This is a genomic window from Pseudoalteromonas sp. 68 DY56-GL68 (assembly GCF_041414825.1).
Classification (GTDB): Bacteria; Pseudomonadota; Gammaproteobacteria; order Enterobacterales; family Alteromonadaceae; genus Pseudoalteromonas.
In genome coordinates, this window is the sequence record NZ_JAOCZL010000008.1 from 36,239 (window position 1) to 58,572 (window position 22,334).

16 protein-coding genes are annotated in these 22,334 nt (G+C 42.5%); 9 read left to right on the forward strand and 7 right to left on the reverse strand.

The features are described 5' to 3' along the window. Positions 1–39 precede the first annotated feature (39 nt). Both NYF15_RS05500 and NYF15_RS05505 read left to right on the forward strand, forming a co-directional pair. Complete coding sequence (locus NYF15_RS05500) at positions 40–2,265, forward strand: DPP IV N-terminal domain-containing protein (protein WP_371353036.1); 2,226 nt, start codon at positions 40–42, stop codon at positions 2,263–2,265. 149 nt (positions 2,266–2,414) lie between these two features. Further along, the gene (locus tag NYF15_RS05505) at positions 2,415–4,052 is read left to right on the forward strand and encodes a methyl-accepting chemotaxis protein (protein ID WP_130150819.1); all 1,638 of its coding nucleotides are present in this window, start codon (positions 2,415–2,417) and stop codon (positions 4,050–4,052) included. A 45-nt stretch (positions 4,053–4,097) separates the two neighbouring features. Here the strand turns inward: NYF15_RS05505 and NYF15_RS05510 are convergent, their stop codons facing one another. The 4 genes from NYF15_RS05510 to NYF15_RS05525 form a co-directional block, all read right to left on the reverse strand. Further along, positions 4,098–5,621 (reverse strand): leucyl aminopeptidase family protein, encoded by a 1,524-nt coding sequence (locus tag NYF15_RS05510; protein WP_371353037.1) that lies wholly within the window; start codon positions 5,619–5,621, stop codon positions 4,098–4,100. A gap of 103 nt (positions 5,622–5,724) precedes the next feature. Continuing rightward, positions 5,725–7,407, reverse strand: a complete 1,683-nt coding sequence (locus NYF15_RS05515) for a carbon starvation protein A (protein ID WP_062570182.1) — start codon at positions 7,405–7,407, stop codon at positions 5,725–5,727. Between the two features lie 105 nt (positions 7,408–7,512). Continuing rightward, on the reverse strand, positions 7,513–8,565 hold the full coding sequence (gene dinB / locus NYF15_RS05520; protein ID WP_371353038.1) for a DNA polymerase IV: 1,053 nt from the start codon (positions 8,563–8,565) through the stop codon (positions 7,513–7,515). A 62-nt stretch (positions 8,566–8,627) separates the two neighbouring features. Beyond that, positions 8,628–8,834 (reverse strand): hypothetical protein, encoded by a 207-nt coding sequence (locus tag NYF15_RS05525; protein ID WP_371353039.1) that lies wholly within the window; start codon positions 8,832–8,834, stop codon positions 8,628–8,630. A 153-nt stretch (positions 8,835–8,987) separates the two neighbouring features. On the opposite strand from NYF15_RS05525, the gene NYF15_RS05530 reads away from it, so the two are divergent. The 3 genes from NYF15_RS05530 to NYF15_RS05540 all read left to right on the forward strand — a co-directional run bounded on the left by NYF15_RS05530 (position 8,988) and on the right by NYF15_RS05540 (position 11,540). Continuing rightward, positions 8,988–9,416, forward strand: a complete 429-nt coding sequence (locus tag NYF15_RS05530) for a thioesterase family protein (RefSeq protein WP_341803901.1) — start codon at positions 8,988–8,990, stop codon at positions 9,414–9,416. A 12-nt stretch (positions 9,417–9,428) separates the two neighbouring features. Beyond that, positions 9,429–10,481: an aldo/keto reductase gene (locus tag NYF15_RS05535; protein ID WP_371353040.1), complete on the forward strand. Its 1,053-nt coding sequence runs from the start codon at positions 9,429–9,431 to the stop codon at positions 10,479–10,481. A gap of 144 nt (positions 10,482–10,625) precedes the next feature. After that, positions 10,626–11,540 carry an ABC transporter substrate-binding protein gene (locus tag NYF15_RS05540; RefSeq protein ID WP_371353041.1) on the forward strand — a complete coding sequence of 305 codons (915 nt, stop codon included), beginning with the start codon at positions 10,626–10,628 and terminating at the stop codon, positions 11,538–11,540. Here NYF15_RS05540 and NYF15_RS05545 read toward each other — a convergent pair. After that, positions 11,491–12,102 (reverse strand): fumarylacetoacetate hydrolase family protein, encoded by a 612-nt coding sequence (locus tag NYF15_RS05545; protein WP_371353042.1) that lies wholly within the window; start codon positions 12,100–12,102, stop codon positions 11,491–11,493. The genes NYF15_RS05540 and NYF15_RS05545 overlap by 50 nt on opposite strands. A gap of 296 nt (positions 12,103–12,398) precedes the next feature. Here NYF15_RS05545 and NYF15_RS05550 point away from each other — a divergent pair, with 296 nt between their 5' ends. The 4 genes from NYF15_RS05550 to NYF15_RS05565 all read left to right on the forward strand — a co-directional run bounded on the left by NYF15_RS05550 (position 12,399) and on the right by NYF15_RS05565 (position 18,732). Then, positions 12,399–15,344 (forward strand): TonB-dependent receptor, encoded by a 2,946-nt coding sequence (locus NYF15_RS05550; protein ID WP_237120107.1) that lies wholly within the window; start codon positions 12,399–12,401, stop codon positions 15,342–15,344. A 90-nt stretch (positions 15,345–15,434) separates the two neighbouring features. Further along, complete coding sequence (locus NYF15_RS05555) at positions 15,435–16,976, forward strand: tryptophan halogenase family protein (RefSeq protein ID WP_130150813.1); 1,542 nt, start codon at positions 15,435–15,437, stop codon at positions 16,974–16,976. Positions 16,977–16,996: 20 nt separating this feature from the next. Next, a complete protein-coding gene (locus NYF15_RS05560; RefSeq protein WP_371353043.1) occupies positions 16,997–17,722 on the forward strand; it encodes a SapC family protein in 726 nt (241 codons plus the stop codon). Beyond that, positions 17,722–18,732: a cupin-like domain-containing protein gene (locus tag NYF15_RS05565; protein WP_371353044.1), complete on the forward strand. Its 1,011-nt coding sequence runs from the start codon at positions 17,722–17,724 to the stop codon at positions 18,730–18,732. The genes NYF15_RS05560 and NYF15_RS05565 overlap by 1 nt, the downstream gene beginning before the upstream one ends. A 65-nt stretch (positions 18,733–18,797) precedes the next feature. On the opposite strand, the gene NYF15_RS05570 is transcribed toward NYF15_RS05565, so the two are convergent. Together NYF15_RS05570 and NYF15_RS05575 are read right to left on the reverse strand one after the other, a co-directional pair. Beyond that, a complete protein-coding gene (locus NYF15_RS05570) occupies positions 18,798–19,823 on the reverse strand; it encodes a glycoside hydrolase family 16 protein (RefSeq protein ID WP_237120111.1) in 1,026 nt (341 codons plus the stop codon). Continuing rightward, positions 19,814–22,330 (reverse strand): exo 1,3/1,4-beta-D-glucan glucohydrolase, encoded by a 2,517-nt coding sequence (locus tag NYF15_RS05575; RefSeq protein WP_371353045.1) that lies wholly within the window; start codon positions 22,328–22,330, stop codon positions 19,814–19,816. The genes NYF15_RS05570 and NYF15_RS05575 overlap by 10 nt, the downstream gene beginning before the upstream one ends. Between the last annotated feature and the right edge of the window lie 4 nt (positions 22,331–22,334).

Below are 22,334 nucleotides of genomic sequence, written 5' to 3' on the forward strand. Positions count from 1 at the left end.
TAACATCGTGGCAGTTTTTATTCGAGCAAAGGTACCCTTGTGCTAAAAAAAATTAAATATCTCTCACTTGCCCTGCCAATGGTTGCAACGGTATTTAGTGTAAACGCAGAACAACTCACCCTAGAACGTATTTTTGATGATCCAAGCCTAGCTGGTAAAGCGCCTGTACAATTAAAGTTTTCACCTGATGGAAGTCGAGTTACTTACCTACAAGGTAAAACAGATGACTATAACCGCTACGATTTATGGGAATACAATCTAAAAGATAACAAAAATCGTCTACTGGTTGACTCCGCAGCATTATTTTCAGGCCCAGAAAATTTATCTGATGAAGAAAAAGCACGTCGTGAACGTCAGCGTATTTTTGGTAAAGGCATCTTAGAATACAAATGGTCAAAAGATGGAAAGGCACTCCTTTTTCCACTTAATGGTGATCTTTACTACTACGAACTTGCCTCAGCTAAAAGCCGCAAGTTAACGGACACTGACGCATTTGAAACCGATGCACGTTTCTCACCAAAAGGCCATTATGTATCCTTTATCCGTGAGCAAAATCTTTACGCACTTAATTTAAAAACGGGTAAAGAAATCCAATTAAGTAACGATGGCGGTGGCGTAATTAAAAACGGCATGGCTGAATTTGTTGCGCAAGAAGAAATGGGCCGTATGACGGGCTACTGGTGGTCAGGTGATGAAGCAAAAATTGCCTATACCCGTGTTGATGAAAGCCCTGTAAAAGAAGCCATTCGTAACGAAATTTACGCAGATGAAGTAAAGCTTTTTAATCAACGCTATCCGTTCACTGGCACTGATAATGTTGAAATAAAACTTGGCGTAGTAAATATCAACAATCAAAAAACTGATTGGATTGATTTAGGTGAAGATAAAGACATCTACATCGCTCGAGCTAAGTGGTTAAAAGACAACAAAACCTTATCATATCAGTGGCAAGACCGTTCACAACACAATTTAGAGCTGCGTTTTTATAATAGCGATAGTAAAAAACAAAAAGTCGTATTAACAGAAACAAGCAAAACGTGGATAAACCTACACTTTGATCTTGAATTCTTAAATGATAAAAAGCATTTTGTTTGGGCATCTGAACGCGATGGTTTTAAACACCTATATTTATACCGCACAAACGGTGAAATGATCCGCCAAATCACGCAAGGTGATTGGGTTGTTGACAGCTTAAAAGGGATTGATGAGAAAAAAGGCATCGTTTATTTTGCAGGTCGTAAAGACACTGCACTTGAGAGCCACCTTTACAGCGTACCGCTATTCAAAAAAGGCGAAATCAAGCGCGTAACTGAGCTAGGTGCTTACCACAATGTGGTAATTGCTAAAGATAATAAAACCTTTATCGATAACAGCTCATCAGTGAATAAGCCAGGCTCTGCTGCGTTACGTAAAATCAATGGTGATTTCATCACTTGGCTTGAAGAAAACAAGTTAGATAAGTCGCACCCATTAACGCCTTACCTAGCTGATTTAATCACCCCAGAATACGGCACGTTAACGGCTGAAGACGGACAAATCATGCATTACCGTTTATTCAAGCCAACTAATTACCAAGACGGTAAAAAGCACCCGGTTATAGTTAACGTGTATGGCGGCCCTCATGCTCAGCGCGTAACGAACAGCTGGCGCAGCAAAAACTTGTACTTCCAATACATGGCGCAACAAGGCTATGTTATTTTCCAACTTGATAACCGTGGCTCATACAACCGTGGTAAAAAGTTTGAAGATGTGATTTATAAGCACTTAGGTGTTGCTGAAGTTGCTGATCAAATCAAAGGTGTCGAGTTCTTACGTACCCTTGATTACGTTGACCCTGAGCGTATTGGTATTTATGGCCACAGCTACGGTGGTTACATGGCGCTTATGACGATGTTTAAAGCGGGCGACTACTTTAAAGCCGGTGTTTCTGGTGCGCCAGTAACTGATTGGGCACTGTACGATACGCACTACACTGAACGTTATGTCGGTCACCCTGCAACTAACGCGAAAGGTTACGAAGCAAGTGCCGTATTCCCCTATGCTGAAGGCTTAAAAGGCCCGTTGATGATTTATCACGGTATGGCGGATGATAACGTATTATTCACTCACGCCACTAAGTTGTTCAAACAACTGCAAGATCAAGAAAAGCAGTTCGAAATGATGACTTACCCTGGCTCAAAACACAGTTTACGTGGCAAGAGCGTACAAACGCACTTACACCAAACCATCACAAGTTTCTTCAACCGACACTTTAACGTTGAGTAATCACGTTTAATTTCGGTAACTTAGACTAAAGGCTGATTGTAAAATCAGCCTTTTTTTTGTCTCAATATATTCTACTAGTTAACTAGATTTTCGACCTATTTTAGCTACGCTTAATACATTGCTCCTATGAGCATGACGAAGGAACATACATGAATTATTTACGCCGCTTTACTATTTTACAACGTCTTGCCATGTTGGTGAGCGTAGTAGTGATTGGTCTTATCTTTTTAAGCATATCAAGCTTAACGCAACAATATGAATCTTTAGAACAAGAACAATACATCAAAACCCAAAACTTAGTTGAATCAGCTCATAGTATTATTGAGCATAACTATGCACTTTTTACAGAAGGCAAGCTCAGCGAAGAACAAGCAAAACAAGCTGCCTTACAAACTATTTCTGCACTACGTTACGACAACAACAATTATTTTTGGATTAATGACTACCAACCAGTTATGGTGATGCATCCATTTAAACCAGAACTAAATGGTAAATCGCTTGCGGGCAGTAAAGATCCTGATGGCGTACTGTTATTTGTCGATATGGTCAATATTGTCAAAAAACAAGGTGAAGGATTTATCCCTTACAAGTGGCCAAAGCCTGGTAAAGATCAACCCGTCGATAAAATTGCTTATGTTAAAGGGTTTGCTAAGTGGCAATGGATTGTTGGCTCAGGTGTCTATATCGATACCATAGAAGAAGCATTCGCTTCACTACGAAACCACGTCATTATCACTGCCGTGATCATTATCGCCTTGTTAACGGCGCTCAGTTACCTCATTGCAAATAGCATTTTACGGCCAACGCAGCTTGCTGCAGACATGATGAAAGACATTTCTCAAGGAGAAGGTGACTTAACTCAGCAACTTGATGAAAATGGTAATGATGAAGTATCACGGTTATCGCGCTATTTTAATCTTTACACAGCTAAAATGCGTGAATCGCTCAAGCATGTTGCACATAATGCCCAGCAAGTAAACCAATACGCTCACAATGTCGATGATGCCAGTAAGACCAACCTGTCATTTATAGAACTTCAAAATGACAGTTCAACTCAAGTGGCTACAGCAATGGAGCAAATGACGCATCAAATCCATGATGTCAGTCAAAATGCCGAACAAGCCGAGCATGCAGCCAATGAAGCATCCCACAACGCTGAAAATGGCAAGCAAGTACTGAATAAAACCATCACGGCGATAGAGACATTGTCACATAATATTGAGCAAGTCAGTCAAGCGACCGCAGACCTTGCTGCCGAAAGTAACAATATAGGTTCTGTACTTGATGTGATTCGCAGTATCGCCGAGCAAACCAACCTACTGGCGTTGAACGCAGCTATAGAAGCAGCTCGTGCTGGTGAACAAGGCCGCGGCTTTGCTGTTGTCGCTGATGAAGTGCGTACTCTTGCCAGCCGCACAGGCAAGAGCACTGATGAAATTCAAGCCATGATCAGTAAATTACAAACCGGCGCCCAAGCCGCTGTTGATGCAGTTTCAGCAAGTCAGCAGCTTTCGAGCGATACCGTGCTACAAGCTGGTGAAGCGAACACATCGCTAACAGAAATTGAGCGTTTAGTGAGTGTAATTAAAGACATGAACAGCCAAATAGCACGCGCCACAGAGCAACAAACAAGCGCAGCAGATGAGGTAAATTTACGAATAAATGAACTTTCACAGTCAACAGAGCAATCCCTATCAAATACTCAAGGGTTATCAAATGACAGTGAAAACTTAAAGCAAAGCTCCCAAGCATTAAGCGATGTTGTAAACCGCTTTAAGCTCGACTAACGACAAAAAACCCGCATGACGCGGGTTTTTTCTTAATCTAATAACTTACAAACAATAACGTGCAAATAAGCTGCTAACTGTTGCAGCCGTTGGCTTACCATGCTGCCAATCGCCACCTTCTACGCCGCTACCTGCGATATCCATATGCACATAAGGTAATGGTTGCGCTGATTCAGTGCCATGTTTATCTAAGCCACCAACAATCGCTAAGAATGCCATTGGGAACTGATGACCACGAGCAGTTACAGCTGACGCAGCGTTATTACTTGAAAGTACATCGTCAGCTAACGTGCGAGGGCGAATGAAGTCATAATCTTCACGGCGGCTGCGAGATACTTCTGCACCATCGGCCCATAAGTCACCTAAATCAGCAAGCTTACGTGAAATATTAGCTTGGCGTGCAGGGCCATTTTCAACATAAGCACTGTAAGGCCCCATTGCTCGTGCTGCATGGCCTGTTAAAGTCGCCACGGTGAATAACTCAGGGTTTACTTCGTTTAACGCACGATCTTTCATTTCGCTTAGTAAGTCACCCATTGCTAAACGACCTTCAGCATCTGTGTTACCGATTCGAACACGCACACCTTCACGACTCGTAATGATTTCATCTGGAACAAAACAATCAGAACCAATCGAATTACGAACCACAGCTAAGTAAGCAATCACTTTTACGCCTTTTGGAGCAAAGTCAGCAACTGATTTCATAAAGCCAGCAACCGAAGCTGCACCGCCCTTATCGCGGCTCATACCTGCCATAAAGCCACCCACTTTAAGGTCTGCACCACCGGTATCGTAAACTAAACCCTTACCAACAAACATCAAGGTACGCTCAACGTCGCCTTCAGGTACATATTCTAGTTTCACAACGCGTGGGTGATGGCGCTCAACAGCGTAAGAAGCACGTGCTACCGTGCTCATCATTGGGTAATCTTTGTCGATAGTGTTGATATCTGAAATCACCTCAACAGACACCTTGCTGCCTGCAAATAACTCAACGCAGTAATCTGCAAAACGTGGTGGTGCCATGCGCTCAGGCTCAGTACCACACAAATCACGCGCAGCATATTGACCCGCTGCAATCGCATTCACAGCTTTCGTTGTTTGCTCATTTGCGCCAATAAGGCTAATTTGACTAATAGGCTCAATGGATTGCCCATGAAATTCTCGCGCTTCAAGCGGTTGCCACAATGCCTGACATGCACCTAAAAAAGCCACCTCAAGTGCATGTTGATAACGCCCATCTTGGCTTGCTTGTGGTAAATACAAAGCTGGTTTAGTGCTACCTGATGCTTTGGCTTCTAATATACCTTGCTTTGCAGCATCAAAATAACGACGTACATCGTCATAGTCGCGATTAAGTGGACCTGTTGGTGCTAAAATTACACGTTTAGAATCAATCACAAGTAACGTTACTTGCTTACCAATACGTGCATCAACAGCTTGATGTGTAGTAATTGCTTGGCTTAAGTTTTGATCAGCTAAAGAAGAAAAGTCATCACTGATAATAATTAATGCATCGTGATCTGCATCAGCAATCTGAGGTGCTGACATTGCATGAGGGTATGCCATAAAAAAGGTCCTGCTGTTAGAAACATAGGACCGTATTATCATTGATTTGGTCAGCTATTGCCAGCCAAGCAAATTAAGCTGCTTTATGGCTGGCAAGCTAAGTTTACTGCTCTGTAACTTGCTTATTATCGTTACGATGCTTAACGATCACAGACCACGCTTCTAACATCACCAAAACGCTAATTACTAGCACTAAAACATCAAGGGTAACTAACAGCCAGTTACCTTGCTGATAGTATTCACCCAGTTTTATTACGCCAGCGAAAAACGCCATCACTAGCACAAAGCTCATCGGGATCAGTGTATATTTTGCAGGGCGGTTCGCTTTAATTAACATCACTGAAATAACCAGTAACGTTAAGCTTGCAAGGATCTGGTTAGTAGAACCAAATAAAGGCCAAATAATCATACCGCCACTGCCATCAGCGCCACCAGCACCAAAAGCGAGCAGTAAGCAACACAGTACGGCAATTAAGGTTGCAATCACACCATTGCGAATAATACTGATGTTATAAATATCACCCCATTCTTGGATAATATAACGCTGCAGACGCACACCCGAATCCATCGTTGTACCAGCGAATAACACAACCATCACGGCAAGTAATGTTGAAGCTATCTCGTTTGATAAGCCCCAGCCACTTTCAATTAAGTTAGCACCGCCATTAATAAATGCACTGACACTACCAGCCCCTAAATGACTGTAAATTTCATGCCACTCTTCAGGCGAAACAGCAAGCGCAACACCACTTACCGCAACTAAGGTAATCAACGCTAGCATGCCTTCGCCCACGGCACCTAAATAACCAACGAAACGGCCATCGGTTTCTTTATTTAGCTGTTTAGAGCTCGTGCCTGATGACACGATACCGTGGAAACCAGACACCGCACCACAGGCAATAGTAACAAATAACAACGGAATAATACTTGGCGTATCCACCGCAGTTTGGGTATTAAATGCAGGCGCTGTGATATCTGGCATAGAAATAAATACCGCACCATATAGCAGGACTAAACCAACCAGTAGTTGCATACCATTAATAAAGTCGCGTGGTTGCAGCAGCATCCATACAGGTAGAAGTGAAGCGATAGCAGCATAAATGAATAAAATAATAATCCAGTTTGCATTTGCGCTTAAACCAAACATTTCGTCAGGTAAAGCAATTGGCATTCCGCTTCCTAGATAAATGGTGTAATAAAGTATCCCCACACCAACAAAGCAAAGTGGGATTAAAGACACTTTACGTCTTAATAACTGACCAATAACTAAAGCAACAACAATGGCAGCCCAAGCAGGAAAAACAGCATTTGGTTGTGATACAAATGACTTGGCAATAACAACGCCAAATACAGCGTTGACCATTAGCAGTACTAAAAATACCACAATCATAAATAACGCACGGGTGCGTTTACCTATCACCGTCTCAGACAGTGCCCCCATTGACTTTCCTTTATTGCGGGCACTGGCCCACAAAGCGCCCATGTCATGCACACCAGCGAAGAAAATAGTACCAAATACAACCCAAAGTACAGCAGGTACCCAGCCCCAGTATACAGCAATCGCTGGGCCGACTATCGGCGCAGCACCTGCCACTGAAGTAAAATGATGGCCCCACAACACAACCTTGTTTGTAGGCACATAGTCAACACCATCTTCAAGTTCATGAGCGGGTGTGACAAAATTATCATCCATTTTGAAAATCTTCTCGGCGATGAATTTCGAATAGAAAAACCATCCGAACAACATACCGATTATTCCGAGCAGCACGATCACGACCGATTGCATAGTCATCTCTCTTATTTAGTTATAATGTTGTCTTAAGGAGGTGTATAGAAAGATTTAGCACCCCATTAGACACTATCAAACTTTCAACCACCAAGGTGTTAACCTTTAGTCTAATATACTGAGCTGAAAATGCTCATGAGCTTGACTCTTTATTCCAACACCTATTCCCAATAAACGCACTGGTTGGTCTTTGCCACGTTCATACGCTTTACTTAATAACTCTGAAAATATACTTTGATCTAATTGATGATGACTTTGATCGGCACTGGTTACTACAAAGTTCGCAAACTTCACTTTTACCGATAGTTTATTTATTCGGTTATGTAATTGCTGTTTATCAAGGCGGCGTGTTAATTCATCCATTAAAGAAGGTAACTGGCTTAAACACTCGTCTAAATTATTTTTGTTGTATTCATAGGTATGCTCAACACTCAGTGATTTACGTACCCGCTCTGTGGATACTTTACCAATGTATTCACCCGCACACTTTTGATATAAAGAAACGCCGAAATTTCCAACATGCTGCTGCATCCAATTAACCCCTTTTGCGCGAACATCAGCTCCTGTATAGAGTCCTTTAAGTTGTAGCTTTTCCAATGTCACCTTACCTACACCAGGGATTTTACCCAGCGGCAATTTTGCCAAAAAGTCATCGACTTGCTCAGGTAACACGACAAACTGCCCATTAGGTTTGTTTTCATCGCTAGCAATTTTGGCAATAAACTTAACGGGCGCAACACCAGCAGATGCAGTCAGGCCTGTCGTATCATAGATTTCTTGACGGATTTGCTGAGCCATAAGCGTAGCACTGCCTTTACAGGCGGTGCTGTTAGTTACATCAAGGTAAGCCTCATCAAGTGATAAGGGCTCAATTAGGTCGGTATATTTAGCGAAAATAGCGCGTATTTGCGTGGAGATGTCTTTGTAAACCTGCATTCGCCCAGGCACAATGACCAGATCCGGACACAATTGTTTGGCGTGGTAGTTAGACATTGCCGAACGCACACCGTATTGGCGGGCAATATAGTTAGCTGTAGAAAGCACCCCACGACGACTATTACCGCCAATTGCTAACGGCACACTTGCCAATGCAGGGTTATCACGCATCTCAACGGCGGCATAAAAGCAATCCATATCAATGTGAATGAATTTTTTCATCAGGCACATAACAACTGTTTATTTATACAGTTATTATTATTTAATCTGCCTAATTGTGCAAGCTATGAGGTTTGACTTGAGTGCTCAGACGGTTTTTTACGGTTAAATAATCGATAGCCAAATAACCAAAATGCGCCTTCAAGTAAAAAACCAATCACAATTAAAGCGATAAAACCTGACATTGTGCCCATACTATAGCAGAGTAAAGCAAGTGCTAGTACGATGAACAAGGCTATCCACTTCATTATCCTCACTGTTATTTGCTGCATAATAAAATCCTTTATTGTGTATTCTATATGAGCCACACTTTACGTAAGCGTGAACCATTAAAGTTAGCACAATTTGCCGGAATTTCTAATTTCCTTGAGCTAAAAGCAGCATATTGCTAACCTAAGTTTTCTCACAATTAATGAAGATTTACTATGCAATCGTTTATAGAACAACATCCTATCAGAACAAAAATTAATGTCGCTTGGGGTGAAATGGATGCCCTGCAACATGTCAATAATGTGGTCTATTTTCGTTATTTCGAAACAGCTCGAATCGACTTTTTTACCCAACTAGGTTTTCTTAAAGATTTACAAGTAACAGGTGTAGGCCCTGTGATCAGCGAAAACAATGCCCGCTATAAACGCCCTGTGACATTCCCTGATACAGTTCATGTTGGCGTAAAGATTAGTGACATTGAACAAGATCGTTTTATGATGCATTACACTGTATTTAGTGAAAGCCAAGACGCTGTCACCACCATTGGCTCATCACAAGTCGTTATGTTTAACTTTAAAACGGGTAAAAAAGCCCAGTTAAGCGATGAGCTATTAACTGCACTCAAAGCCCATTCTCACGATTAACAAGGAACTAATATGCTTTATAGTCCACTTGGCCGAAGTGGTATTGATGTTTCTCGTGTCTGCCTAGGTAGCATGACATGGGGCATGCAAAATAACCAAGCTGATGCCGATGAACAAATTGCTTACGCGTTAGATAAAGGCGTTAACTTTATCGATACTGCCGAAATGTATGCCGTTCCTCCTTCACCTGACACATACGGAAAAACAGAAGAAATTATTGGAAATTGGTTAGCTCGTAACAAAAGCAAGCGCGATAACCTTGTCATCGCAACGAAAATTGCAGGCAATGGGTTATCTTGGGTACGTGATGGCGGCGACATTACTCGTCAAGCTGTGATTGACGCTGTTGATGCGTCACTGAAACGCTTACAAACTGATGTTATCGATTTATACCAACTTCACTGGCCAAATCGTACTTCGCCACATTTTGGCAAGCAGTGGCCTGGTATAGTCCGCTTTTCAGATGCCGACACCGAGCAAAATATAGCAGGTATGCTCGATATTCTTGAAGGTCTGAATGACTGTGTAAAGGCTGGTAAAATTAAACACTGTGGTTTATCAGACGATACGCCTTGGGGCATTAGCCAATATCTGCGTTTAAGTGAGCAGCATAACCTTCCGCGCATGGTTTCTATTCAAAATGAGTTTAGCCTACTGCATGCCAAAGATTGGCCTTATTTAATAGAGCAATGTATTCACGAAGGTGTCGCTTATCTGCCTTGGTCAGCTCTTGGTGGCGGCATGCTGAGCGGTAAATATTTAAATGGTAATCGCCCAGAAGGGAGTCGCTGGACTTTGGTACAGCGTAATGGACTATTTAGAGACACAGCGCAATCACAGCAAGCGATTGCAAATTATGTCGATATTGCAAAAACTTACAATATAACGCCAGCACAACTTGCTCTTGCGTGGTGTAACCAAGTTGATGGTGTTAGTTCGACTATTATTGGGGCAACTTCTATGGCCCAATTGCAAGACAACATAGCAGCTTTTTCAATTGAGCTATCAGAACAAGCTCTTACCGATATCAACAATGTATTCAAACAATACCCGCAACCTTTCTGATCTATAAAACTTCTGACTGAATAAGTATTAACACCCAAAAAGCAATACTTATTCAGTAATTTATTTAACAACCCATTATATTTTCAATACTTTAGTGTATAGTTAACATAAGTAATTATGAGTGGGTTCTCGATGAGTAAGCATATGAAGTTAAAATTTTATACTGTTTTAAGCTTGTTTTTAGCGCCGTTAGCTCATGCCTCAGAAACGTTATCAATTACTTGGCTCGAAAATGACAGCAAACCGTTTTATCTAGAAAAAAGCGACAAAAACCAACAGGGTGGTTTATGTAATGATATTACAGATATGCTTATTGAAGCGCTGCCTAACATTAATCACAGTAAAGTATTACTACCGCAAAAAAGAGCAGGAAAGTACCTCGATGAAGGTCATATGGCGTGTTACTCCTGCATGATTCATCGGGAACAAAAAACTAAGCGTGCGACTTATTCAATCCCAACCACAGTTTATCCTCCTTTCACAATACTTAGTACCCATGAGCAAGCCAAAAAAATAACCCAAGCTCATGGTAACCCTGTTTCTTTGATTTCATTACTGACTGACTCTGGGTTTATATTTGGTCAAAACGACGCGCGTAAATTCGGGAGCAAATTTGAAAAAATAGCTAAAAATACCAAGTTATACGAAAGCGCAGCGCTTAGTAGCACTGGTAGTCATCCTAATTACGCGATTCTTACGCAACTTCAGCATGGTTATATTGATTACACAATTGATTACCCGTTTGTTGCTGATTATTACAATCAAAAAAATCAGCAACACATAGAAAAGCTAAGCATTGGTAACCCAAAGCAAAGTATGATGCTTGGCGCGATTGGCTGCTCAACAAGTGCCCCAAATAATTACGCCGAAAAAGTACTCGCTGAAATCAATCACGCATTAAAAACAAAAGTATTACCCAGTGAGCGCTACCAACAGAGTCAACGAGTATGGTTAGAGCAAAACTTTGCAGATTTTTCGTCACAGTATGAGCGCTTGATACTAAACCCAATCATACAGCCTGCCACTGGTGAGACAACACCTCAGTCTGTTCATCCATAAGCAGCACTTGAAAAGTTGAACCTGATTCAACCTCCCCGACTCCTTCAGGTGTACCAGTCATAATGATATCGCCGTCTTCGAGATCCATAAATTCACTAATTTCAGATAAAATTTTCTCGGCATTATGAAGCATTAATTGTGTGTCACCATGCTGAGCAGGCTTACCATCTATCAGTAAACTAAACTGATAATGCTTGGTATCATTACATGGTACGAAGTCACTAAAAAGAGCGGCACCATTAAATGCCTTAGCGCGCTCCCAAGGTAACCCCTTTTCTTTTAAATTTGATTGTAAACGGCGCTTTGTTAGGTCAAGCCCAAGCCCTACACCCGCAAGCTGTTTATCTTTAACTAAAAAGCACAACTCAGTCTCGTAGTGTAACTGTTCAGCACCGTGAGTAGCACAAAGCGTATCTGACAAAGCACTATTGGGTTTTATAAATAACACTATACTGGTTGGCGTTTCATTATTAAGTTCTGCGATATGAGCCGCATAATTTCGACCAACACAAACCACTTTACTTGGTATGACTAACTCATTTACAAATTTAACTGCTCGCATGATGGTCTCCTAGATTGTGCTTTTCGGTGAGCAACCTTTTCAATTATTGCTAAAAATAGATACATTTCATACTACAACAATAAAATTATAGCTAAAATAATATCTATAATAACATGAACATACATATTAATTGCGTTCATAAAAGTTATTTTTATTGACGATTGTTTTACTTTCTAATAACTTATTGTAAGCGGTTACATTTATAAAAATCGGGTTCGGCGATTTTTTTTGCAATAAAATGTAAGCGCTTACATTAGACAACAAACACAAAAATAAAACCAAATCTGGAGATTTGCATGAACCACACACAATTCAAGAGAAAGCAGCTTGCCATTAGCCTGTCTGTGGCAATGGGTTTAAGCGCGCTAGTTCCTCACTCAGCTGTCGCCGAAGAACAATCCGACAAAGCAAGTGATATTGAAGTTATACAAGTATCGGGGATCCGCGGTAGCCTTGTAAAATCAATGGACATTAAACGTCAATCTGCAGGTGTTGTTGATGCAATCACTTCAGAAGACATTGGTAAGTTCCCCGACACGAACCTAGCCGAGTCACTGCAACGTATCACCGGTGTCTCTATCGACCGAAGTAACGGTGAAGGAAGCAAAATTACCGTGCGTGGTTTTGGTCCTGAATTTAACCTAGTGACCCTAAACAATCGTCAAATGCCAACAACGGGCGGACGTTCATTCGATTTTGGTGACATCGCAACAGAAAGTGTAAGCGGTGTTGAAGTATATAAAACGGCGCGTGCCGACATCCCTAGTGGCGGCATTGGCGCAACAGTTAATATCACGACTGCAAAGCCACTTTCAAATCCTGGTTTACATGCTTCTATCGGTGCAAAAGCCGTTCACGATACATCGAATGAAACTGGTGATGATGTAACACCAGAATTATCAGGCATCTACAGTAATACGTTTAATGATGACAAATTCGGTATTTTAATCTCAGGTTCAGTGCAAGAACGCGATAACCGCGAGCAATCAATGGCGGTTGATAACTGGATCCCAAATGTCGATCTCTCTACCTCGCCAAACTTAAATGTAACAGACAACAATCAACGTGCAGACGGTACAACTTGGTACCCACAAAATGCGGGTTACGCTTTCTCTGATAACTCGCGTAAACGTACCAATGGCCAACTTGTACTGCAATACGCGCCGAGTGATCGCGTAACGACAACCCTTGATTACACTTATTCAAAACTAGAGTTTGAAAAAGACGGCCGTAGTTTTGGTGTATGGTTTAACAACGGTGGTAATGTTAGTTCTGCAACGATTAACGAAAATGGGACATATACTAAGGTTAGCGAGTTTGGCGGAGATTACTCAACAAACCTAAACCGTGGTGCAACAACCAACGAAAATAAATCTCTTGGTTTAAATATTGATTGGCAAGTAACCGACACTTTAAATATTGAGTTTGATGCCCATAACTCATCGGCAGAAACAGCGGGGGTTGGTTTAGGTCATGATGCCTTTATGATCATTGGTAATACCTCATGCTCGTGGTGTGAAAACCCAACTGTTAATATCGATGAAAAAATGGCTGATTTTAGCCAAGGCGAAATTCCACTAATTGATATGACATTAACTAATGGCCAAGCAGAGCTTCTACCTAGTGATATGGGAACGCTATTTGCTGGGGTTAATAAAGATACGAACACAAATGATCTTGATCAGTACCAGTTAAAAGGGACTTGGTTAAACGAAAATAATAGCGCCCTTACAAGTATCAATTTTGGTGTTTCACATACCAAAATTGACTTTAGAACCACACAAGCTTATTCAGAGCAACTTGCTGCTGGTTGGTGGTTAAACTCAGCTGATTGGTACAATGATGACATGTTTACTCGTGTTGATAGTTCAGGTTTATTAGACGGCTTCTCAGGCGGCGGTAACGATAAGCTATTAAACTACTACTACGATGCTGATTTTGATGAAATAGTTGCCATCGCCCAAAGCATTGACTGTGACCATCCAGATGGAGGCATTGGCGCATGTAGCTGGCCTGCTGAATTAAATGGAATGGTACAAGCAGGGCCGATTGATAATGATCATCGAGTAAGCGAAAAAACCTTATCATTCTACACTCAAGCAAACTTTGAAACTGAGTTTAACAATATGTATGTCACCATGGCGGTCGGTTTACGCTATGAAAAAACAGATGTTAGCTCGCAAAGCCTAGAAAAACCTGCAACAGGTATTACTTGGGTTAATGGTAATGAGTGGTCATATAACTTTGGTGAGCAGGCTTTCGCAAGTGGTGAAGGCAGCACCAGTGAATTTTTACCAAACTTAGATATTAATGTTGAAGTGACAGAAGATGTAATGGCTCGCTTTTCGTATAGCCGAACACTCGCTCGCCCTCCGGTTGATTCACTGCGTTCAACAACCTCATTTTTAGGTAACCCAAAAGTAGGTCAACGTAAAGTGGCTGTGGGTAACCCTGACTTGAAACCATTCGTAGCTGACAACATAGATTTATCACTTGAATATTATTATGGCGAAGGCAGCTATCTATCTGCAGGTTACTATCGTAAACAAGTTGAGAATTTCATTGTTAACATTACAACCCAAGAGACCATGGGAGATATTCGTGACCCATTCCTTGGCGAGCGTGCTGATCAAGCCCGTGAAGACTTAGCAGCAGAAGGAGTAACACCTTCTGACCAAGCTATTCACGATAAAATCAATGAAAATCAAGGAACTGAGCAAGGAACAGGTATTACAGGCATTGGCACTGATCCACTCACAATCTTTGATGTTTCTCGCGACACCAATGTGGAAACAGGTAACCTTTGGGGTTGGGAGCTGGCAGCACAACATATGTTTGGTGATTCAGGCTTTGGTATTGCCGCCAACGCGACTTTCGTATTCGGTGATGTTGAAGCAGACCGAGATGCTATTGGCTATCAATTTGCTCTGCCTGGCTTAAGTGATTCAGCTAACTTCTCTGCTATTTATGATTTAGACGGTTTATCGGCTCGTATTTCTTATAACTGGCGTGATGAGTTCTTAACAGGCTTTGACCAACATGCTTCACCAATCTTCACTGAGTCTTATGGTCAGTGGGATATCAACGTGAACTATGCAGTAAACGAGAACCTAACGGTATTTGTTGAAGGTCTAAACCTAACAGATGAAACGCAGCGTACCTACGTTCGTTACTCTGAGCAGCTGTTACGTGCAAACCAATACGGTGCGCGCTACAACATCGGCTTCCGCTACTCGTTCTAGCATTTTGTTGTCAAAAAAGCCGCTCAACAGCGGCTTTTTTTTTCACAATTATGCTAGTTTGTCTATATAGCATTTGAGGTAGCCTTGAATATGCAACACAAAGAAGTAAAAAAAGTCGTCATTTTAGGTGGTGGTACTGCAGGTTGGTTATCTGCAGGGTTAATTGCAGCCCAGCCCCATTTAACTCACAACGCACAGATCACCCTGATTGAGTCGCCCGATATTGCCACCATTGGTGTTGGTGAAGGTACTTGGCCAACCATGCGACAAACCTTAAAAACCATCGGCATTAGCGAAAGTGAATTTATTCAACGTTGTGATGCGTCTTTTAAACAAGGTTCACGCTTTGATGGCTGGTGCGACGATAAAGGCGACGCACATTATTACCACCCGTTCAGCTTACCGGTGGCGTATCAGCAATTAAATATTGCACCTTATTGGTTTGCCAACAAAGATGCCGTGAGTTTCAGCCACGCGGTGGCAAGCCAAACCTACTTATGCGATCACCATAAAGCACCAAAAAACCACTTACATAGCGCCTATCAAGGTGAAGCAAACTATGGCTATCACTTAGATGCCGGTAAGTTTGCCACGCTGCTACAACAGCACTGCACCACAAAACTAAACGTTGAGCACATCATCAGTCATGTTGAATGTATCAATAGCAATGAAGATGGCTATATTAGTTCATTGCAAACCCGCGATCATGGCACTATTGCAGGTGATTTATTTATTGATTGCTCAGGCACCCACGCAAAGCTGTTACATCAACATTACGGTATCGAACTAATCGAGCAACAAGATGTACTATTTAACGACCGTGCTGTGGCCGTACAGGTGCCTTATTTAAACCCGCAGCAAGAGCTCCTGTCTTATACCAAAGCCACTGCGCAAGATGCTGGTTGGATTTGGGATATCGGCTTACAAAGCCGCCGTGGTCTAGGTATGGTGTACTCAAGTCGTTTTGCCAGCAGCGAAGATGCAAAACAAGCGCTTAGTCAGTACATTGCAAAAACCCAACCCGATACAAACCAAAATGAACTAACCTTTCGTGAGATCAGTTTTACCCCAGGCTTTAGACGCCGTTTTTGGTATAAAAACTGTTTAGCTATTGGTATGTCTGCTGGCTTTATTGAGCCACTTGAAGCCTCAGCGTTAGTCATGGTGGAGCTTGGCTTGAATAACTTACTTGCTAATTTCCCAACACATCGTGCTGCAATGCCGACACTAGCCAAGCGTTTTGATGAGCAATGCCATTATCGCTGGCAGCGTATTATTGAATTTTTAAAGCTGCACTATGTGTTGTCAAAACGCACTAGCCCCTATTGGCAAGCCCATAAAGAGGTAAACTCTGTTCCTCAGCAACTACAAGAAAACTTAGCACTGTGGCAATATCAAAGTCCGTGGCTAAACGACTTTGATCGCGCTCAAGAGGTTTTCTCCGCGGCTAGTTACCAGTATGTACTTTATGGCATGAAACAACTACCGCAATTTCCAGCTCTAACAATGCCTTCAGCGATTGTTGAACACTTTAGTGCTAACCAACAACAAGCCAAACGCGGATTACAACAACTACCCACTAACCGCGAGCTGTTAAATCATATTCAGCAATTTGGCATACAACCTATTTAATCTCAGCATTAGGAGGCCCAATGGCCAATCATGTCTTACTTGATAACATCAGCCATAAAGACCTAAAAGTGATCACCACACGCGGTGCTAACTGGGGCGATAATATTAGCTGCGCTACCGTATTCCCAAGCGAGTTTGCTAAAGTTCAAGCAAATCAACCCATCGTATTTCGTAAGCACCCTCAAACAGGCCAATTTGAAGCCCTCGCTTTATTTGGTTTTGAAAATGGCGAGAACTTGCTGCTAAACGAGCAAGGCGAGTTACAACTGAGTTACTTACCACTGAGTATGCAGCGCCAGCCATTTTTAATTGGTCAACAAACCCAGTATAACAATGGTATTCCTGAGCAATCACTAGTGGTACATATTGATTTAGACAGCCCACGCATAAGCACACATGATGGCGAAGCCATTTTCCTTGAACATGGTGGGAATAGCGATTACTTAAATCATATTGCTCAAGTACTTAACGCGTTACATCAAGAACACCAAACAATTAATCACTTTTTTGAACGTTTGCTAAGCGTTAATTTACTCGAAGCGTTTAGCATTGAATATGCTCAAAAAAATGGTGAAAAAATCACTGTAACTGGCTTCTATACCATTAACCAGCAGGCACTAAATAACTTAACTGCTGAACAACTCAAGCAGTTACAACAGCAAGGAGACTTGCAGGCTATTTATATGGTGCTGGCATCAATGGAGCAAATTCCTCATTTGCTTAATAAAAAATGGGCGAGGCAGTAATGTTTGCGGCTGCGCCAATAAAAGAATGCCAAGCTGCAAGCATTGCTGATCTAAAAGCGTTTTTAGCTGAGCTAACTGAGCCGCTGGTAATAAGAGATCTCTGCGCTGATTGGCCACAAGTCATTGCAGCTAAGCAAAGCTCTAAAAGCGCCCTAGACTATCTTTTAGGCCTTGCCAATAACGCCCCAGTACGCAGCTTTAGTAGCGACGCAATTCATCAAGGTCGCTATTTTTATAACGCTGATTTCACGGGGCTTAATTTTTCACAGCACGCCGATAACCTACTTTCTGTACTACAAAAATTAGCAATATCACTCACACAAACCGACAGTGATTCATTGTATATGGGCTCTACAGCTGTGGAGTATTGCGCTCCTAGCTTTAGCCTTAAAAACCCATTGACAGTGACCGATTATAACTGCCTAACAAGCCTCTGGGTGGGAAATCATAGCCAGATTGCGGCTCACTATGACAATGCCGATAACCTAGCTTGTGTTGCTGCGGGTAAGCGTACGTTTACTCTATTGCCAACGGAACAGGTCAATAACCTCTACGTTGGTCCACTCGAATTTACACCCGCTGGGCAAGCGGTTAGCTTGGTTGATTTTAATAACCCCGATTTCAGCCGCTTTCCGCGTTTTAAAGAGGCTGTAGCAAAGGCACAATCGGCCACCCTTGGACCTGGCGATGCTATTTATATTCCAGCGCTTTGGTGGCATCAGGTTAGCGCAACCAGTCCGTTTAATGTGTTGGTGAACTATTGGTGGCGACAAGCCCCAGAGTATTTAGCAAACCCATTTGATGCCATGCTACATAGTATGCTGGCAATTAAAGACTTACCAAACGAGCAAAAACAGAAATGGCAGCAACTTTTTAATCATTATGTGTTTGCTGATGATGTGGATTTAGCAAGCCATGTTGCTGAGCCTGCGCAAGGAATATTAGCGGATATCGACGAACTTACGGCCAGAAGAATAAGACAGCTATTACTACAAAAGCTCAACCGATAGAATGAACCAAAAGCCAGCGGATGCAACGAGTTCGGCGAAGCATCTGCAGGCTCTTGGTTCATAATTTATTTACCCTTAATTTGTACTGCTGATGGCTGTGTTGTTGCGCAGCCAATGCCTGTTTCACTATTTTTACTACATTGAAAAACACGCACGTAATCCACCAGCATTTGCTTAGGGTAACCCGTAAAATCAACGCCTTTGTCATTCACATTTGCTGGCCAGTTTCCGCCTACTGCAAAGTTAAGAAGTAAATGAAAACGCTGATCAAATGGAGCAAAGCCAGTATTTTCTATAAACGAGCCGTCTTGTTGTTGTGATGTTGAATACCACTGGTCGTGGCGAAATGTCGCATAATGAACATCATCAACATACCAACGAATTTCATCTTGCTGCCATTCTAGGGCATACACATGAAAGTTATCAGCTGGGTTATTAGCTTCGCTGAAACGGTACGGCGTACCGCTGTAAACATTTTTAGGTGCAGGACCACCATAATGCAAGGTGCCGTGTACGCGCGTTTCAAGGCTGCCTGCTGGCGCTGTTTTGTCATCGGTAAGGGTCTTTAGATTAACTGCTTCCATGATGTCTATTTCGCCTGATGATGCCCAGCGACCATAACGCCAATCAGTCGGTAACATCCAAATTGCTGGCCACGCGCCTTGCCCTGCTGGCAATTTAGCGCGAATTTCAAAACGGCCGTATCGCCAATCAGCTAAGTTTTTAGTGCGTAAACGTGCTGAAGTGAACGGCTGAGTCGCTTGTTTTTCTCGCTCAGCATCGCTGCTCACTTCATCGCTATTATGCAATGGCCCAGTGTATTGCTCTTGGCGAGCAACAATATGCAATAGGCCATCTTTAACAAAACTGTTTTCGCTACGCGCGGTATAGCATTGCTGCTCATCATTACCGCCACCTCGACAATTTACTTCGTGTTGCCACTTAGTTAGGTCGAGATCATTTTGCGAAAATTCGTCTTGCCAAACTAACTGCCAACCTTCTCCTAGGCTGGCTTTGACAGGCGCTGGGGTTTGCTGACAGGCACTAAGCGCACCTGTTAGCAAAATAACAGCATACGATTTTACTGACATGAGAGCATTGCATCCTCAGTGTGCGCGCTCGTTACTGATAGCTTAGCAATTGATACTTGCCATGCACCTTCAGTGGCTAATTGCCAAGGCGAGAATACTTGCCCAAGCTGCACACCTTGCTCTGCAAAGCAGCTCAAATCTACAGTTAGCGTTTGCCAATCATTTGCTGCTTTAAGGTGTTTGCTAATATCAAATTGGCCGTCACAGTTTTCACCACATTGCATTCCCAGCATCAGCGGCACATCAGCAGCTTGGTCTATCTTAATTTGCATTTGCAGTTGACCCGCTTTTTCAACGTATGAGCGTAAATCCGATGGGAACGCCGCCATTAAACGAACTGCAGCCGCTTCTTTACCATTAAAGCTGATTGCGCGCGCATCTTCTTGTACGTCTTTATCAAAGGTTTTTACGCTAACCGCATTAAGTGCTGCACGGCTACTGGTCATGGCTTGTAACTCAGAACCACTTTGTAGTTGCAGTGACCACGGTGCTTTTACGGCACGTTCAAATAATACTAAGTCTTCTAATTTAGCCGCGACGTGTGATTTTTCGCTAAGGTCATCCGCCAAGGTGTTTTTATCTTGATACGTTAAACCAAAGCCATAAGGCAATAGTGGCGCGTAATCTTTATCACCACGGTTTTGGTTACCTACCGGGTTATTTGGCCATGAGAACGATAATTTACCTTTAAAGTCATGATTGATAGAGCCATCTTGGTTTTTAAAGATAACATCGCTGATTGCATCACCTTCACTGCCTGGTAACCAAGTTGCGACAAACGCATCACTGGCATTCAGCTCAGCATTCACCCACATTGGGCGGCCACTAATAAATAGCGACACCACAGGAATACCGGCATCTTTTAGTTTTTTAAGCAGAGCTAAATCAGTTTTATTACCGCGTTGGTATTCAAGGTTATCTAAATCACCATTGCCTTCTGCATACGGTTGCTCGCCAAACACAACAATCGCAACATCTGGCTTAGATTCAAATTCGCCATTCACATTGTATTGAACCTGACCACCGGCTTGCTCAACTGTATTTTTGATGCCATCAAAAATTGAAGAACCACCCGGAAAATCGCTATTCTCATTACCAGTCCCTTGCCATGTGATTGTCCAACCACCTGACTGCATGCCAATGTTATCAGCGCCTTGACCTGCAACTAATACATTTGCATTTGCTGATAGCGGTAACAACTGTTGTTTATTTTTAAGTAGTACCAGTGATTCACGGACCGCTTGTTTTGCAACTGCACGATGTTCTGCACTGCCAATGATCTCTGTTTTACCTGAAAGCGGACGCTTAGCAGGGCTTGGCTTATCAAACAAACCAGCGCGCATTTTTACACGTAAGATACGTGTTACTGCATCATCAATGCGGCTTTGTGCAATTTCGCCACTTTTAACTTGCTTAATAAGGTTTTCGTAAAGTGGTTTCCATGCATCTGTCGGTACCATGTACACATCAAGACCTGCATTTGCTGCTTGCGCACAGTTGCCATTAGTACACCCTGGAATTTGACCGTGGCCATTCCAGTCACCAACAACAAAACCATCAAAGCCCATTTTGCCTTTTAGTACGTCGGTAAGTAGGTATTTACTGCCGTGAATTTTTTCACCGTTCCAGCTGTTGAATGACGCCATTACGGTCTGAGCACCCGCACCTAACCCACCAACATAACCTTGCGCATGAATATCAAATAATTCTTGCTCAGATGCCGTGTTATTACCTTGGTCATCACCGCCTTCAGTACCGCCATCACCTAAAAAGTGTTTCACGGTACTTATCACGCGCTTATCAGATAAGAAGTCTTCATCAACTGCACCTTGCAACCCTTTAACAATGGCTGCCGAGTATGCTTTCACTATTTCAGGGTCTTCAGAATAGCCTTCATAAGTACGACCCCAACGGTCGTCACGAACAACGGCGACTGTTGGTGCGAACACCCAGTCGATGCCGGTTACCATCACTTCTTGCGCGGTAGCAGCTGCAATTTTTTCGATTAACTCTGGGTTGTTTGTTGCACCTAAACCAATGTTATGTGGAAATAATGTCGCACCAATGACGTTATTGTGACCATGCACGGCATCGGTACCCCACATAGTCGGGATTGAGCTACCATCAAGCGAGTCATCGATTGAGGCTTGATACATTTTTTCAGCAAGATCAATCCAGTCTGCGGCACTGGCATGTTTATCATTATTTGGGAATGCACCACCGCCATTGAGGTAAGAGCCAAAGCCGTATTTACGCATGTCTTCAACGGTAATATCGCGAATTTCTGGCTGAATCATTTGCGCAATTTTTTGCTCAAGGGTCATATTTGCCAGCATGTTTGCTATTTTTGCTTCCATTTCTGGGTTTGCTGCAATACCAGTTTCGATGTTTGGCCAAATTTCTTGCTCAGCGTTCACGTTTGTCACCTTATCTTGCCCAGTACAACCTAGCATGCTGACGCTTGCCATCATTAACGAACAAAGAGTGACTGTTTTTTTCAATTTCATTTTT

Excerpts from the sequence above, each read along its gene's own strand:
- NYF15_RS05505 (WP_130150819.1), top strand. The coding sequence starts at position 2,415 with ATGAATTATTTACGCCGCTTTACTATTTTACAACGTCTTGCCATGTTG.
- NYF15_RS05510 (WP_371353037.1), bottom strand. The coding sequence starts at position 5,621 with ATGGCATACCCTCATGCAATGTCAGCACCTCAGATTGCTGATGCAGAT.
- NYF15_RS05515 (WP_062570182.1), bottom strand. The coding sequence starts at position 7,407 with ATGCAATCGGTCGTGATCGTGCTGCTCGGAATAATCGGTATGTTGTTC.
- dinB (WP_371353038.1), bottom strand. The coding sequence starts at position 8,565 with ATGAAAAAATTCATTCACATTGATATGGATTGCTTTTATGCCGCCGTT.
- NYF15_RS05525 (WP_371353039.1), bottom strand. The coding sequence starts at position 8,834 with ATGCAGCAAATAACAGTGAGGATAATGAAGTGGATAGCCTTGTTCATC.
- NYF15_RS05530 (WP_341803901.1), top strand. The coding sequence starts at position 8,988 with ATGCAATCGTTTATAGAACAACATCCTATCAGAACAAAAATTAATGTC.
- NYF15_RS05535 (WP_371353040.1), top strand. The coding sequence starts at position 9,429 with ATGCTTTATAGTCCACTTGGCCGAAGTGGTATTGATGTTTCTCGTGTC.
- NYF15_RS05540 (WP_371353041.1), top strand. The coding sequence starts at position 10,626 with ATGAAGTTAAAATTTTATACTGTTTTAAGCTTGTTTTTAGCGCCGTTA.
- NYF15_RS05545 (WP_371353042.1), bottom strand. The coding sequence starts at position 12,102 with ATGCGAGCAGTTAAATTTGTAAATGAGTTAGTCATACCAAGTAAAGTG.
- NYF15_RS05550 (WP_237120107.1), top strand. The coding sequence starts at position 12,399 with ATGAACCACACACAATTCAAGAGAAAGCAGCTTGCCATTAGCCTGTCT.
- NYF15_RS05555 (WP_130150813.1), top strand. The coding sequence starts at position 15,435 with ATGCAACACAAAGAAGTAAAAAAAGTCGTCATTTTAGGTGGTGGTACT.
- NYF15_RS05560 (WP_371353043.1), top strand. The coding sequence starts at position 16,997 with ATGGCCAATCATGTCTTACTTGATAACATCAGCCATAAAGACCTAAAA.
- NYF15_RS05565 (WP_371353044.1), top strand. The coding sequence starts at position 17,722 with ATGTTTGCGGCTGCGCCAATAAAAGAATGCCAAGCTGCAAGCATTGCT.
- NYF15_RS05570 (WP_237120111.1), bottom strand. The coding sequence starts at position 19,823 with ATGTCAGTAAAATCGTATGCTGTTATTTTGCTAACAGGTGCGCTTAGT.
- NYF15_RS05575 (WP_371353045.1), bottom strand. The coding sequence starts at position 22,330 with ATGAAATTGAAAAAAACAGTCACTCTTTGTTCGTTAATGATGGCAAGC.